This window comes from Segniliparus sp. (genome assembly GCF_051660745.1).
Taxonomy (GTDB): Bacteria; Actinomycetota; Actinomycetes; order Mycobacteriales; family Mycobacteriaceae; genus Segniliparus.
Window position 1 is genome coordinate 1 of the sequence record NZ_JBOFQF010000009.1, and the last position, 14,955, is coordinate 14,955.

Below are 14,955 nucleotides of genomic sequence, written 5' to 3' on the forward strand. Positions count from 1 at the left end.
GGGCCATGCCCATGTTGCCGAGCCAGTGCTGCACGAGGAAGGTGGTGTGGAAGCCGATGAAGGTGAGCCAGAAGTGCAGCTTGCCCAGGCGCTCGTCCATCATCCGCCCGGTCATCTTCGGGAACCAGAAGTAGATCCCCGCGTACGTGGCGAACACGATGACGCCGAACAAGGTGTAGTGGAAATGCGCCACCACGAAGTAGGAGTCCGACACGTGCATGTCCAGCGGGGGGCTCGCCAACAGCACGCCGGTGAGCCCGCCGAAGAGGAAGGTGACCAGGAAGCCGCAGGAGAAGAGCATCGGCGTCTCGAAGGTGAGCTGGCCCTTCCACATCGTGCCGATCCAGTTGATGAACTTGATGCCGGTCGGCACCGCGATCAAAAACGTCATCAGGCTGAAGAACGGCAGGAGGACCGCGCCGGTGGCGTACATGTGGTGCGCCCACACCGCCACCGACAGCCCGGCGATGGACAAAGTGGCGAAGATGAGCGTGTTGTAGCCGAAGACGGGCTTGCGGGAGAACACCGGGAAGATCTCCGACACGACTCCGAAGAACGGCAGGGCGAGGACGTAGACCTCGGGGTGGCCGAAGAACCAGAACAGGTGCTGCCACAAGATCACGCCGCCGTTGGAGGCGTCGAAGATGTGCCCGCCGAAGTGCCGGTCCACGATCAGCCCCATGGCCGCCGCCGTGAGGATCGGGAAGACGATGAGCACGAGCACGCTCGTCACCAGGATGTTCCAGGTGAAGATCGGCATCCGGAACATCGTCATGCCCGGCGCCCGCAGGCACACCACGGTGGTGATCATGTTCACCGCGCCGAGGATGGTGCCGAGCCCGCCGACGCCGACCCCCAAGATCCACAGGTCGGTGCCGACGCCCGGCGAGTACTTCGCGCCCGACAGGTTGGTGTAGAGGGTCCAGCCCGCGTCTGCCGCGCCGCCGGGGGTCAAAAAGCCCGACAACATGATGAGCCCGCCGAAGAGGAACAGCCAGTAGCTGAGCGCGTTCAGCCGGGGGAACGCCACGTCCGGCGCGCCGATCTGCAGCGGCAGGACCGCGTTCGCGAACCCGAACACGACGGGGGTCGCGTAGAGCAAGAGCATGACCGTGCCGTGCATCGTGAACAGCTGGTTGAACTGCTCGGGCGAGAGGAACTGCAGGCCGGGCTTCGCCAGCTCGGCGCGAAGGAGCAGCGCCATGAGCCCGCCGGTCAGGAAGAACGCGAAACAGGTGACCAGGTACATGTTGCCGATCACCTTGTGGTCGGTGGTCGTCACGAACTTGTAGAGGAACGATCCCTTCAGGCCGCCGCGGGCCGGGTAGGGGCGGGTGGCCGTTGTGGTGGTTTCGGGGGCCGGTGCGGTCGCGGTCATAGCCGCCCCAGGGCCGGTCGGGGATGCGCTGCCATGCCTTCTATGCAAGCCGAACAGGCGGCGCGTGCCTCGTGCCGAACGTCCCCATTCGTTGGGCTGAACGTCCTGACTCTGCGCGGGACGTTCCGATGGCCGCGTGGATCGGGGGCCACGCGTAGATCGGGGGCCACGCGTAGATCGGGGGCCACGCGTAGATCGGGGGCCAACAGCGCAGAGGGATAATGGCCTGATGGATTTCTCCTTGCGCTACGACCGTTGGTACCTGCCGCTCGCGACGGCGCTCGGCGCCGGGCCGAAGCGCACGCTCATCCGCGTCGCAGAGGGAACGCTCCAGGTGAAGCACGGTTGGATCTTCCGAATCGACGTGCCGTTGGCGAGCGTCGAGTCCGCCCGTCGCACGAACCGGAGGCCGCTCGCATGGGGGGTGCACACGTTCTCGGGAGGCTGGCTCGTCAACGGGTCCCGCGACGGCGTCGTCGAGATCGGGTTCGCCTCCCCGGTCAAGCCCGCGAAAGCGCCGCTCTTCAACTGGCCCGTCCGTTCCCTGGCGCTCAGCCTGGAGGACCCGGAGGGCTTCCTCGCCGCGCTGCGGCGCTGAATCTGACGGTTCGCAGAGCCTTGCGCGCTGGCCCTGACGGGCAAGCCCTGCTACGGCAAGAAGCCCCGGTCTCGTTTCCGCCGACCGGACGCCGCGTGCCGCCCGCCAAGCGGGGGTCAGAGAAGTTTCGGAGCCCAGACCAGCACGGCGACCCACAGCAGGGCCCACAGCAGGCCCGCGGCGAGGAACAGCAGTCCGCCCGAACTACGCCCGAGGGTGTCGACCATCGCGTGGCCCGGATTCTTCGGGTCGTAGTACACAGTGACCTTTTCGCCGAGCTGGGGGACATTCGAGGAAGCTCCAAGCTCCCTCGCCCGATAGGCGGTGTTGTTCGCCGTGTACTGGACCTCGCGCTTATACGTGACAGACACGCTGTTCGTCTTGACGTCCGTGCTCCTGTCGGTGGAGTAGTCGACGACGACCCCCTGGGTCTCCACGGCTTCGGCCAGGAATTTTCGGTCATGCTGCCAGAGGAAGACGCCCACAATCGCGAAGACGGCCCCCACCGCGATGAACGCCCAGCACATCGCACGGATGAACGTCGACGACCCGTCGCTCTCGCTCATGGCAGTATCATGCCATCTCCTGCCTTCCAGCGGCGCACCACGGGGACGCTTTTCCTCGCGCAACACGCCGCCGCGAGCCTGGACGCCTCGTAGGCGAGGACCAGGCCTAGCACGGAACGGTGTTAGCTGGTGCCTGCGAGGGCTTGTCGTGTGTTGTTTTCGACGGAGCCGGGCGCGTAGTACTTCGCGGCCCAGGCGCTGCTGGAGGTGAGGGTGAAGCTGGTGGGGTCGCCTGCCTCTCGGCGGTTGTAGGCCATGCGGGCGCGGTAGTGCTCGAAGAGGCGGAGGAATTCCGCGAGGTAGATTCCGGCGAGACGGGGGCTGTTGGTGATCTCGACGAAGTTCTCGTCGTTGTTGTGCAGGGAGTTGTTGCTGAAGTTGGCGGAGCCGGTGAACACGACGGGGTTGTCGCCCTCGGCGTCGACGACGACGAATTTGTGGTGGACTCGGACCATGATTTTGGGGTCTTCGCCGGGCCAGAGGACACGTTCGGGCGCGAAGCCGTCAGGGGTGTCGGAGGCTTTGAAGCTGTTGAAGCCGACGATGTCGTGGTGTTCTTGGGCTTGTTTGAAGATAGTGATCGAGGCCGCGACGTCGGCGCGGGAGGGGTCGCCCGTCGGTTCGGCGGTGGGCACCTTGTTGACCAGGGCGAGGGCCATTTTGTTCGAGTCCGCGGCTTGGACGAAGGCGTCGAGGAGCGCGCCGTCGGTGGGGTCGTAGGCGCAGAGCAGCACGGAGTGCTGCGCGGCTTTGATCGCGTCGACGACGGTGTCGAGGGATCGCCGCTCTGTGGTGGGCTCGGGCGGGAAGAACGCCCGGATCGTGGCGTCGCCGACTTGCACGGGGGCGGACCAGCCGGTCTGTGTTTTCCGGGTGGCGGCCAGGCCGGGGTTCTGGGCGAGCTCGCGCTGGCGGGCGAGGTAGAGCGCGGCGAGGGCGGGGGATTCGAAGGTGTGCAGCAGGTTCGCCTGGGCGGAGAGGCCCTCGGGGGTGAAGTTCGCCGAGCCGGTCAGCACCGCCTCGGCGGTGTCGCCGTCGGCGCGCACGAGGAATTTGTTGTGCATGATGTTCGCGTGGGTGCGCGCGGCGAAATCCTCCGCCGCCCGGCCGCTGGATATCAGCTCTTGTATCGCGGCGTCGGAGGCGTGGTCGCTGGAGGTCTGGTTGTAGGCGAGGGACAGCGGGCCGTCGTGCGATTTGAGCGCGGGGAGGATCCAGGTGGGGTCGGTGAGGTGGTAGATCGCGCCGTCGACCGCTTTCCCCGAGGCTCGTTCGAGGAACTGCGGGACGGCGAGCTGCATCCCGTTGCCGAGCCATGCCTCGGCCGCTTCGCGCTGGGCCTGGGTGGACAGGTCGGGGAACTGTTTGCTGAAGGCCTGGGAGCTGACGACGGCTCGGTTGAAATAGCTGCCGATCCCGTGCTCCTCGATCTCGGGCACCGTCGCCTGGATCGTCGTGCTCTGCTCGTCCAGCAGCTCCAACGCCCCCGGCTCGCCGACCACCGGCACGACTTTGTAGGTGAACGCGGAGCCTCGGTCGCGGTCGTCGATCCGCGCGTCCCACCAGTAGAACTTCTGGATCGGGGCCTGGTCGCTGGGGATGTCGGACTGGTCGGGGTTCGGGCCGTCGAACCCGATCCGGTTGGGCAGCCAGCTCGACCCCGATCCCGCGAGTCCGGGGGTCCGCTCGATGGCGAAGCCCAGGAAGTCGCCCCGGTCGCGGCCCTCGGGCCAGTCGTACGCCAGCAGCACCAGCGTCGGGGAGAGATACGGCTTGACTACGACGGGCACTAAGACCTCCGAGTTCAGGATCAATTGCTGACGCGGCGAGACTACCGGGGCATAGAGGGCGGTCGACATCCTGCGGTCGAACACGTGAAGTCCGCAAGACGAACAAGAATTGTCGCGACTGTCTCCCAGGCCTGCCCGCATGGTCGCGAACACCACGGAAAGCAAGAGGCCCCGGTCTGCGTTTCCACAGGCCGGGGCCTCTCCAACTGTCTCAACCAACAGTGTCGGGGTGGCGGGATTCGAACCCACGGCCTCTTCGTCCCGAACGAAGTCGGGGAAATCGTTGGTGGATGACGAGTGATCTTGGCGGGGGAGGGGAGCGCAGCTAGAACGGGGTTTTCTCGGCTTAGCTGTGTGTTGGGAACAACGGTGTGGTGGGGTGGGCGGTGGAGCTGTTGCGTACCGAAACGGGCGCTACCGGGACTACAACAGGGCCAAGAGCGACAACGGACCTGTAGGCCTGCGGCGCAGGTTCGTGACGGAGAGGGCGTGGTGATTGTTCGAGACCTGAGTCCTAGGGCTCACGCCCGGTTAGCCCTGAGCGATGATCGTCGTGGTTGCTCCGTTGAGGGCGGCGACGGTTTGGCGGATGAGAGGCAGGCTGGCTTCGAGCCACACGCCGGGGCATTCGGTGGCGGGGGTGTCGTTGTCGCGAGGCCAGTCCCGATGTCCTGCGATGACAGGAAGGTCGGCGGTGCGGGAGCTGATGGGGGACGAGTAGTGGATGGTTCCGAGGGGGTCGAGGCCCAGTCTCTTAGTGAGGCTGGCGAGGACTGTGACGAGGGAGTACGCGGCAGCAGGGGTTGGGGAGCTGCTTTCGAAGTTGCCGATCAGGCAGACGCCGATGTTGCCGGGGTTGTAGTTGTAGACGTGTCCGGCGGTGACGACGGGTGCTGCGGGGGCGGGCGTGGTTCCGGGCTGGAAGACGGGAGAGGCGTCGTCTCCGGTGGAGCGGCCCGCGTAGATCGCGCCGTCGGGCCCGATGAGCAGCTGGTAGCCGATGTCGCCCCAGCCTCGTCCAGCGGGGACGTTGCCTTTCGCGGGGTACTGCTCGGGAGGGAGGGCGTGGAAGCGGTAGATCTCCCGGATCGCGTCGGCGGTGGCGTTGTCGCCGAAAGGCTCGCCCGAGTGATGGACGGTGATCGCTTGCGCGGGGGTGAACTGAGGATCCCAGGTCATGATCGACTCGTCCGCGCCCCACTCGGAGCGTGTCACGACTGGAAAGCCCAACAACGCGCTCGCGGCTTGCCCTGTGGTGGCGGTAGCGGCCATGCTTCGCATCTCCTTCGTCCATGGGTCGGGGTGCGTCTATCAATGTATTCGCATCCTCGCGCATCTGCGGTGGACGGCGTATGAACCTTCGAGGAAGCTGCCGCCACTCCGTGTGATCGGAATTCTCTCCACGGGACAGGCAGACACGCCCACGGGGGGGCGACCCCCACCCAGGGCGCACCGCGGGGGCATAGGCGAACGCCCCTACGAAAATTCCCCCAAACCCTGCCCGCTGAGTTGGTTCTCCGCGTACGGGAGTATCCCTTTTCTCCCCCTACTGTTGCGCGCGTTCGTGGCGCTGCGGCGGCTTAAGGGCGTTTTGCCTGATTGGGATCGTGATGCCCTGTGAGGTCAGGCGGGTTCGCCCAAAGGGCGGTCGTGGGATCTCTGCCAGGCAGCTTTGATGTCTTCGGCGCTCGCGTCGATGGCAGGGGCGAGTGCTTGCGCTTTCTCTTCGGTGAGGCTGATTTCTCCTCGTTCGAGACCGGCGATGGCGGCGGCGGTGGTGCCGGTGAGCCATGCGAGCCGGGTCTGGCTGAGGCCGGCGAGGCGGCGCAGGTCCGCGAGGGTCCGTTCTGCTTCGGGGACTTTGATCAGGTCGTCCATGCGCAGGCCGAGGGCTTGGGCGACTTTCGCGAGGGATTCGATGTTCGGGGATCGCGCCCCGATCTCCCACGCCCCGATGGTCGTCTTGGAGACTGCCGCGCGCCGCGCGAGGTCGTGTCTGCTCACGCCCTGTCGTTTGCGGGCTTCGGAGAGGGCGGAGATGTCGAGCCCTTTGATCGGTCTGTTCATGGAACAGTCCTTGCGGCCAGCGGCATTGCGTCATGCTGGCAACACCATTGTTGTCCTCCAATGTGAAGTCGGTTAATGTATGTGCCATGTGTCACGAAACTTCGATTCGGGTATCGTGGCCGGCATTGAGCGGATACGCTGGCCCGAACACGCCAGCGCCACTATGCGGAGGAGATCGACACCATGGTGCACGGCAGCATGCCGCGCTACGGCTACGAGGACGTGGGGCCGAGGGTCAAGCAGTACGGGCATGTCGAGAGCCCGGCCGACGAGGAGGTCGACCCGAGGATTCTGGAGCAGCAAAGGCAGCGGTTGGAGCAGTTGCGCAAGCAGCAGCACGAGTCGATGCCGCAAACGAGGATCGGGCGGCGCTGGACCCCGGACCGGGGCCTGGTGTCGGAGAAGGCGGGGAGCAAGGTCGGGGAGACCGCCGCGAGGCTCCCGAGCGGGGAGATCGACGGCTCGTTGGACCTGCCGAGCGCGCCGCCGGCTGACGCGCCGGGGCAAGCGGTGAACTTGGCGACTGCGATCCTGCCGGGCGGGGGTTTGCGGTGAGCGGGGGCGTGGGGACGAACATCGAGGACTTGCGGACCTACGGGCAGCATGTCGCGGGCAACGCCGACAAGGTGCGAGGCTTGGAGCTCGCGCAGTCCTACACCTCCGTGTCGTTGCCGAATGGAGAGGCCGCGCAAGCCCTCATGGAGGCGGGCGAGCTGTTCGGGTCGGTCGCGGACCACGCGCACGAGCGGTTCTCGTTCGCCGGGGCGGAGACCGTGGCAGACGCGGGCACGTACGAACGGGTCGAGGAGCGCCACGCCGGGGAGATCGACGGCGTGGGCGAGCAGATCGCGGAGTTCAGGTGGTGACATGGCCGAGCTGGATTTGAACACCATCCGCGCGTGGCGGCCGGAGACGATCATCGCGTCCGCCGACCAGCTCGCGCAGAAGGCCACGGCGTTCCTCGCGATCTTGGACGAGGTGAAGGACCGCACCAACCGCGCGGCGGGCTCCTCGTACGGCTCCGGGGAGGAGGCCCGCTACGCGCATGTGGACACGACCGTCTCCTACGGGTACGCGCAGCACGAGCTGATGGTGCAGCACCACCAGCTCGCGACCGAGTGCGGGTACGCGCTCAAGGCGAAGCGGGACGCGGTCCTCGAGGAGGTGCAGGCGGCGCAGCGCGCCGGGCTGATCGTCCGCACTGAGGGCGTGGTGGAGGGCGACTACCCGCGCCAGGCCGAGCTGATGGACAAGTACGCCGAGAGCGTCGGGCGCGCGAAGCACGACCTTGAGCAGGCGGACGCGGACTTCGCCCGCAGGATCCGCGACCTGAACGCGAAGATCAAAGAGGGCGTGGGCGGCTTCCGCGAGGCGAAGAACTTCGAGACGTTCGGGAACGTCAAAGACGAGCCGGTGGACCCGGACAAGGCCGCGAAAGACCGCGCACAGCACATCGCGGACGGGGACGAGCCCCTGCCGACCGATCCCAAAGCCCTCAACGACCTGTTCAAACACATCCACGCCGACAAAGACCCAGAACTGCTGAAAGCGCTCCAACACCGATACCCGGATATCGGCAACAAACCAGGCTTCCCGTTCGAAGACCGCGATGTCTGCAACCGGCAACACATGGGGGACATGAAGACGCAAGCGCAGGCCGAGCTGGACGCATTGCGCAAGCAGCACCCCGACTGGGACACCGGCCACCCGCCAGGAACGCCCACCGATCCGCACCTGCCACCCGGACTGCGGGACGAGGCGAACAAGACCGGGCAGATGAACAACCCGGAATGGGGGCCTTGGTCGCAGCGGGTGCAACAGCTCCAACACCAATTGGAGGGGTACAACAACCTCCAAGGAGTGCTCGACAGAAGCAACAAAGACGGCTTGCCGCGCTTTCTCGGGTTCATCGATGACAAAGGCCACGCGGCAGTCTCTATCGGCAACCCCGACACAGCGAAAAAAGTGGACACGTTCGTGCCGGGCACCGGCCAAGACATGGTGGCCATCGGAGCCTCCGACGACAAATCAACGGGCTTGCACGACGCTGCGCGCCAGGCGGATAAGTCCCTTGGGAAGAACGACGTGTCGGTGACGACGTGGATGGGCTACGACCGCCCGATGACGGTCAACCCCTACGACAAGGACCACACCGAATGGGCGGGCGACCCGCAATTCGCGTTGAACGGCGCGCAAGCGTTGGACGACTGGCAGAACGCCCTCCGCTTCTCGCACGACGACGCCGAAGGCCGCGCGTACCAAACGGTCATCGGTCACTCCTACGGCTCGTCAGAGGTCGGCGCGGCGGCCACGCACGGGCACCGCCTCGACGCGGACGCGTTGGTATTCGTCGGCTCCCCCGGAGTGTTCGCGGACAACGCGCACGGCCTTTACATCAACCCCGGTGGCCGGGTGTTCGACGAGCTCGCGGACAACGACATCATCCACGTCGCCAACGCTGGCGACTCTATGGGCATCCACCCGCTCGGCGTGGACCCGAGCACCTTTGACGACGTGACCCAAGTCAAAACCGATCCAGGCCCAGCTGGCGACGACTTCCACACCGGCTACACCACGAAAGCCCACAGCAGCTACTTTTTTCCAGACAGCTCTGGTTTGCAGAACCTCGGCAAAATCATCGCTGGCGTAGAACCGGAGCACAAGTGACCCCTTCATCGCACAGACGATCTGCTCAGAGAGTGCTCGCCGTCCTCGCCGTCGCAATGCTCGTCTCAGGTTGCACACCCAATGGGCGCGCGCAGTCAGAACCCCCGTCCTCATCGTCGCCTCGCAACAACGTGACCACCCTCCGAGTGAAAGACGAGCCCGTGACCGTTTCCCCCAGCATCGCCAGCCAACGCCAAGCCCAGGAAACGTTCTACCACTACATGCTGGCCACGCTCCAACAACTACCGCACTCGGCAACTCTCGACAACCACCGATACAGCGCCGGAGGAGTCGTCCAATGCGACGACCGGATCGACCAACTCAACGCCCCGATCACGTACTACGACCATTTCGACACACTTACTCCCCCCGGAACAGACCTCAACACTTTGATCACGCAAACCGGGGATATCTGGAAAAGCTGGGGCTGGAAAGTCGAAGAACGCGACGGCAACAAGCCCAACCGCTACGGCACCTCTCCAGACGGATACACGCTGCGAATCGAAGCCGCATACCCAGCTGGCTATCCACCCACGCTCGGCGGGCACTCGCCCTGTTTCCCTGCAAGCCTCCGCGACGACGACGTCCCCAGGCCTCGCGTCATCACCAAAGACGGTCTTCAATACAGCTAGCCGCGCGCAGTAGCTATTTCGAGCCAAACAGCAGCGGATTGCAGAACATGGGCAAGATCATCGACCAACAGAAACCCGATCCGAAATGACGAATCGCTCGACAAGGAACTATCGCACCGGTGCTCTCGTCGCTGTCGTCGCACTCATCTCTGGGTGCGACGTTGCGGGAGGCACGGGTCCTTCGTCGTCTCAAGAGACACCCCGCAATAGCGCGGAAGGAGCCCCCGTGGCCACATCCCAGCCCATCGCCAGCCAACGCCAAGCCCAAGAGGCCTTGTACCACTACATGCAAGCCACGCTCCAACAACTGCCCTACGATGTTTCGCTCGACAACCACCGATACGGCGGAACGGGTGGGGTCATGCAATGCGACGACCGGATCGACCAGCTCAACGCCCCAATCCAGTACTACAACGTCTTTGACACACGAGTCCCGCCAGGAACGGACTACGCCGACTTCGTCGTTAAAGTCGGGGAGATCTGGAAGGGCTGGGGGTGGCGAGTCGAAGAACTCGAAGATGACGACAAGCCCAACCGAACCGGCACCTCGCCAGACGGCTACCAACTCGACATTGCCGTCTACTCCGGTAAGTTCGCGTCCTATCCTCCTAAATTCGGCGGGCACACACCCTGCTTCCCCGCAAGCCTCCGCGATGACGACGTTCCCGCGCCACGGGTGATCACGAGCGACGGCCTGCTCTACGACGAGCCAAGCACCACGCCCACGAGTTGAACGGAGAGCGCTCGCGGAACGCCCCTTTTCATCGGGTACACGGTGCTGTCGGGACGAACTCCCAGACCTGTACGCGACGGAGCGGGCTTCGCGGCCCGTGGTCGAACAGGAGAGAGGGAGGCCCACTCCCCAGGGGCCATGGCTCTTGGAAACCTGGCACGGCGCGCGGGGGCCTGGCCGAGCGGTCGGCATACCGTGGTCGTAGTGATTTCCACGCCCCTTGGGGTGCCTGCGGCATCGGGCTATCGGGGTTCCACGGGACCGGGGGGAGACCGGACACAGCGCCGGGTTTGGTGCCGGTGCGGTCGTCGCGGGGACTCCCTCAGGGCTGTCCGGTTCGGCCATCTCTGCCCATACCGAACACGGTGCCCTCGCTATTGCAACCCTTGCGGGAAAGCCTCTTACTGCCTGTCACCCGTCCACCAGGCCAAGTATGGATTCAACCTCCATCCGCCTGCCTCCCCACAGGCTCTCCGACAAAGCCGCGCGGGCGGCTCGGAGTAAAGCCAGCTAGAACTACTGCGTACCCACTGCGTACTGCTCCGGTGCCAGGCTATTCGAAGCCAAAAGAAAGCAAGAGGCCCCGGTCTGCGTTTCCGCTGACCGGGGCCTCTCTAACTGTCTCAACCAACAGTGTCGGGGTGGCGGGATTCGAACCCACGGCCTCTTCGTCCCGAACGAAGCGCGCTACCAAGCTGCGCCACACCCCGTGGCAAGCCAGTTGATACTACCGCATACCGGCTGTCGGGCCAAACCGGTTCGGGTCAGTCGCGGACGGGGTGGGCGACCCCGACGGGGACGTCTCGCGCATAGGACGAGGGCCCGCCGCCGGACGGTTTCGCGACCAAGGTGAGCAAGGTTGCCTCCGGGCGGCAGCAGAACCGCGCCGGGGCGTACGGGGAGGTGCCGAGCCCTGCCGAGACATGCAGCCGGGTGCGTTGCCCCCACTGCGAGGCCCCGCGCGCCCGGGCGCGGTCGATCCCGCAGTTCGTCACGATGGCGCCGTAGCCGGGAAGGCGCAGTTGGCCGCCATGGGTGTGGCCCGCGAGCACCAAGTCGTAGTTGTCCGCCGCGAAGCGGTCGAGCACGCGCGGCTCGGGCGAATGGGTCAGGCCGAGCCGAAGCCCGACATGCGCGCCCGGCGCCGCGCCGATCGCGTCGTAGCGGTCCCGGTGCAGGTGCGGGTCGTCCACGCCTGCGGCGGCGATCCGCACGCCTGCGACGCTGAACTCGCGGAAAGTGTGGGTCGCGTCGGTCCAGCCGCGTTCTTGGAAGGCCGCGCGCAGGTCCTGCCAGGGGAGCGGTTCGCCGTGCGATCGTTTGGCCTGGTCTTTGCGCAGGTAGCGGGCGGGGTTCTTCGGGGTCGGCCCGAAGTAGTCGTTGCTGCCGAAGACGAAGAGGCCCGGACGGTCGAGCAGGCCGCCGAGGCTCTGGACCACTGCCGGCACGGCGCGGGGATGCGCGAGGTTGTCGCCGGTGTCCACGACGAGGTCCGGCTCCAACGCGTCGAGCTCGCGAAGCCATTGCTGTTTGAGCCGCTGCCCAGGGGTCATGTGCAGGTCGGAGATGTGCAAGACCCGCAGGGGCCGGGAGCCGGGGGAGAGCACGGGGATGGTCACTTCGCGCAAGCAGAACGCGACTCGCTCGACCAGGGACGCGTAGCCCAGGCCGAGCACCGCTGCCCCTGCCGCAGCTTTGGCCCCGGCTTTGACCGCTCGGGACGGGAATCTGTTAGCGCTGGTACTCATTGCCGGTTATTTTACTCCGATTCGCCGCCGGGCATGCCGGGCTCGCGGCCGGCACTGCTCAGTTCCCGCCGCGGCCGCCAGGCCAGCCGGGAATCTTGGACAGATCGGGCCAGCCCGGGATATGGGGCAGCCGGGGGAGGCCAGGCCGGTCGCCGGGCCTTCAAGGCGGCCCGTCGCCCCCGCCGCTGTCTTGCTCGTTGTCATGGGTCCCGAAGTCGCCGAGGCCGCCGCCGTCGCCATGCGGCATGTCGTCGTTGTGCTCCTCCGGCGGGGGCGGGGGCGGCGGGACAGGGGCGTTGCCGTCGCTGACGTGGATGGTGATGGCCAGGCCAGGCACCACGCTGCCGCCGCCGCCGGGCGGGGTCTCGCTGAGCACGGTGCCCTTGGGCTCCCAGCGGTAGTCCGTGACGACGGTGACCGGGAAGTCGAGGTCTTTGAGCTGCTTCACGGCGTCGTCCTCCTGCATCCCGACCACGTTCGGGATGTGGCTCTTCGGCGACCCCTGCACGTAGAAGGGGTCGGAGTCCGGCATGGTGATCGGGCCGTATTTCTCCGCGATCGGGGCCATGGCCTTGTACCACATGGGCGCGACGTTCGCGCCGTAGAGATTGCCGTCGCCGCAGTTGTACAGCGTCGCGCCGACGCAGATCTCGCCGGGGGTCTTGGTGTCGCCGTAGGCGAGCGCGGCCCCGGCGTAGTGGTTCGTGAACGCGAGGAACGCCGAGGAGCGGTGCGTCTCAGTGGTTCCGGTCTTGGCGGACACCGGGAGGTGCCAGCCTGCGTTCGCGGCGGGGACCGCCGAGGTGCCGGGCGAGACGTCGTCCTTGCTGAGCGCGTTCGCCAAGGTGTCGGCGAGGCCCTCGGAGACCGCGTTCGCGCACGGCTTCTCGTGGAGCTCGACCTTCTTGCCGGTGTGGTCGGTCACCTCTTCGATCGGGGACGGCGGGCACCAGCGGCCGTGCGAGGCCAGCGTGGCTGCGACGTTCGAGAGCTCGATCGGGTTGATGGCGGTGGGGCCGAGGGTGAACGAGCCGAGGTTCTCCTTCTTGAACATGTCGGCGAGGCTCATGTCACCGTGGCCGGACGTGCCGGGCTCCGCGTAGGAGCGCATGCCGAGCCGGATCGCCATGTCCACGGCGGGCGGGACGCCCACCTCGGAGAGGAGCTTCACGAACGCGGTGTTCGGCGAGGTGGCCAGGGCGTCGGTGATCGACATCGCGCCTCGGTAGCCGCCAGCGTTCTTCACGCAGTAGTAGGTGGCCGGGCAGCCGGGGCGCTTGCTATCGCCCATGCCTTTCACCTGGTAGAAGGGCGGAACGGAGAGGACGGCGCTCGTGCCGAGCCCCTTCTCCATGGCCGCGGCGACCGTGAAGATCTTGAAGACCGACCCCGCGCCGTCGCCGACCATCGAGAACGGCTCTGGCTGCACGGTCTGGTGGTTGTCGGTGTCGAGCCCGTACATGCGGCTCGAAGCCATCGCGAGGACTTTGTGGTTGAGCTTGCCGGGGGCGATGATGCTCTCCACGCCCGCGATGTTGCCGCTCTTCGCGTCCACCACCGAGTTCACGGCTTTTTGCACCGAGGCCTGCACGTCCGAGTCGAGCGTGGTCTTGACCGTGAGGTTGTCCCGCTCGATCTGCTCCTCGCTCAGCCCGCTCTCTTGCAGGTACTGCAGCACGTAGGCGCAGAAGAACCCGACGTTGTTCGGGCTCGCCTCGATGCAGCCGTGCGGCAGGTGCTGCGGCTCGGGCAGCACGTCGAGCGGCTGCTGCTTGGCGGCCTCGAACTCGGCCGCCCGCGCGGGGACGTTCTTGATCAAGGTGTCGAGGACCGTGTTGCGCCGCTCGGTCACCCCCGCCGTGTTGGTGTAGGGGTTGAGCAGGGAGCTGGACTGGACCATGCCTGCGAGCATCGCGGACTGCGCGATGTTGAGCTCGTTCGCCGAGACGCCGAAGTAGGTCCGCGAGGCCGCCTCGATCCCGTACGCCTCGTTCCCGAACGGGACGAGGTTGAGGTACCGGGTGAGGATCTCGTCCTTGGCCTTCTCCCTGGCCGCGTCGTCGCCGAGGTGGTCCTTCTCCTGGTACTGCGTGGTGAGGGCGCGCTCGAGGCTGAGCGCGGCCCGGATCTCGCGGAGCTTGCGGGTGGGCGTGGCCTCGATCGCCGCCCGGCGCTGCTCCTCGTTCTTGGCGAGGACGAGGAGCTGGTAGTTCTTGATGTACTGCTGGTCGATCGTGGAGGCGCCCTGGCGGATTTCGCCCGCGCTGTTGTTGGTCAGCGCGGCGCGCATCGTCCCGCGCCAGTCCACGCCGTCGTGGGAGTTGAACCGCTTGTCCTCCACCGAGACCAGCGCGAGCTTCATATCGGGGGAGATTTTGTCGCTGGGCACCACGATCCGGTACTGCTCGTAGACGTAGGCGAGTCGCTGGCCCTTGTTGTCGAGGATGGTGGTGACCCCTGGGACGTTGCCGACGAGGAGGTCGCCCGCGAACTTCTCGATCGAGGTCGCGACGCCGCCCGCGGCGAGCGCGCCGCCGCCGACGATCGGGAAGCAGATCCCTGCGATGAGCACGCCCGCGAGCACTGTGTAACACAGCAGGCGCATGAAGGTGTTCCCCGTGGCGCCCGGTTGGGACGACGACGTTGTTGAAGTCATAGTCTCGCCAGTGTAACGGTTCGTCCTGGCGAAGCGGGAAGGCGAAGCGCCTCGCAGGTCATACTGGCGGCTGAGGCGGATAGGACGCCAGGCGGCAGGCGGCGTCGCGCACGGAGGCGG

General features: G+C 66.3%; 13 protein-coding genes and 1 tRNA gene. 6 read left to right on the forward strand and 8 right to left on the reverse strand.

Translation table 11 applies throughout. The features are described from left to right. On the reverse strand, positions 1-1,378 hold a 1,378-nt coding region (locus ACRC20_RS03140; RefSeq protein ID WP_438684885.1), incomplete at its 3' end, for a cbb3-type cytochrome c oxidase subunit I. A gap of 229 nt (positions 1,379-1,607) precedes the next feature. Between ACRC20_RS03140 and ACRC20_RS03145 the strand changes: the two genes are divergently transcribed. Next, positions 1,608-1,976 carry a hypothetical protein gene (locus ACRC20_RS03145; RefSeq protein WP_438684886.1) on the forward strand — a complete coding sequence of 123 codons (369 nt, stop codon included), beginning with the start codon at positions 1,608-1,610 and terminating at the stop codon, positions 1,974-1,976. Positions 1,977-2,092: 116 nt separating this feature from the next. Here the strand turns inward: ACRC20_RS03145 and ACRC20_RS03150 are convergent, their stop codons facing one another. From ACRC20_RS03150 to ACRC20_RS03165, 4 genes are all read right to left on the reverse strand, one after another. Beyond that, complete coding sequence (locus ACRC20_RS03150; RefSeq protein WP_438684887.1) at positions 2,093-2,542, reverse strand: DUF3592 domain-containing protein; 450 nt, start codon at positions 2,540-2,542, stop codon at positions 2,093-2,095. Between the two features lie 122 nt (positions 2,543-2,664). Further along, the gene (locus tag ACRC20_RS03155) at positions 2,665-4,332 is read right to left on the reverse strand and encodes a phospholipase D-like domain-containing protein (protein ID WP_438684888.1); all 1,668 of its coding nucleotides are present in this window, start codon (positions 4,330-4,332) and stop codon (positions 2,665-2,667) included. Between the two features lie 531 nt (positions 4,333-4,863). Further along, entirely contained in the window at positions 4,864-5,604 is a 741-nt protein-coding gene (locus tag ACRC20_RS03160; RefSeq protein WP_438684889.1) for a peptidoglycan recognition protein family protein, read from the reverse strand. 351 nt (positions 5,605-5,955) lie between these two features. Continuing rightward, a complete protein-coding gene (locus ACRC20_RS03165) occupies positions 5,956-6,399 on the reverse strand; it encodes a helix-turn-helix domain-containing protein (protein WP_438684890.1) in 444 nt (147 codons plus the stop codon). A gap of 183 nt (positions 6,400-6,582) precedes the next feature. Between ACRC20_RS03165 and ACRC20_RS03170 the strand changes: the two genes are divergently transcribed. From ACRC20_RS03170 to ACRC20_RS03190, 5 genes are all read left to right on the forward strand, one after another. Beyond that, on the forward strand, positions 6,583-6,954 hold the full coding sequence (locus ACRC20_RS03170) for a hypothetical protein (RefSeq protein WP_438684891.1): 372 nt from the start codon (positions 6,583-6,585) through the stop codon (positions 6,952-6,954). Then, on the forward strand, positions 6,951-7,265 hold the full coding sequence (locus tag ACRC20_RS03175) for a hypothetical protein (protein WP_438684892.1): 315 nt from the start codon (positions 6,951-6,953) through the stop codon (positions 7,263-7,265). The genes ACRC20_RS03170 and ACRC20_RS03175 overlap by 4 nt, the downstream gene beginning before the upstream one ends. Before the next feature lies 1 nt (position 7,266). Next, entirely contained in the window at positions 7,267-9,066 is a 1,800-nt protein-coding gene (locus ACRC20_RS03180) for an alpha/beta hydrolase (RefSeq protein ID WP_438684893.1), read from the forward strand. Positions 9,067-9,227: 161 nt separating this feature from the next. Further along, a complete protein-coding gene (locus tag ACRC20_RS03185; RefSeq protein WP_438684894.1) occupies positions 9,228-9,698 on the forward strand; it encodes a hypothetical protein in 471 nt (156 codons plus the stop codon). Positions 9,699-9,924: 226 nt separating this feature from the next. Next, entirely contained in the window at positions 9,925-10,431 is a 507-nt protein-coding gene (locus tag ACRC20_RS03190) for a hypothetical protein (protein WP_438684895.1), read from the forward strand. A 636-nt stretch (positions 10,432-11,067) separates the two neighbouring features. Here the strand turns inward: ACRC20_RS03190 and ACRC20_RS03195 are convergent. From ACRC20_RS03195 to ACRC20_RS03205, 3 genes are all read right to left on the reverse strand, one after another. Beyond that, positions 11,068-11,141: transfer RNA gene (locus tag ACRC20_RS03195), tRNA-Pro, on the reverse strand. A 54-nt stretch (positions 11,142-11,195) separates the two neighbouring features. After that, positions 11,196-12,179: a metallophosphoesterase gene (locus ACRC20_RS03200; RefSeq protein WP_438684896.1), complete on the reverse strand. Its 984-nt coding sequence runs from the start codon at positions 12,177-12,179 to the stop codon at positions 11,196-11,198. A 160-nt stretch (positions 12,180-12,339) separates the two neighbouring features. Next, on the reverse strand, positions 12,340-14,835 hold the full coding sequence (locus tag ACRC20_RS03205) for a transglycosylase domain-containing protein (RefSeq protein WP_438684897.1): 2,496 nt from the start codon (positions 14,833-14,835) through the stop codon (positions 12,340-12,342). Positions 14,836-14,955 lie beyond the last annotated feature (120 nt).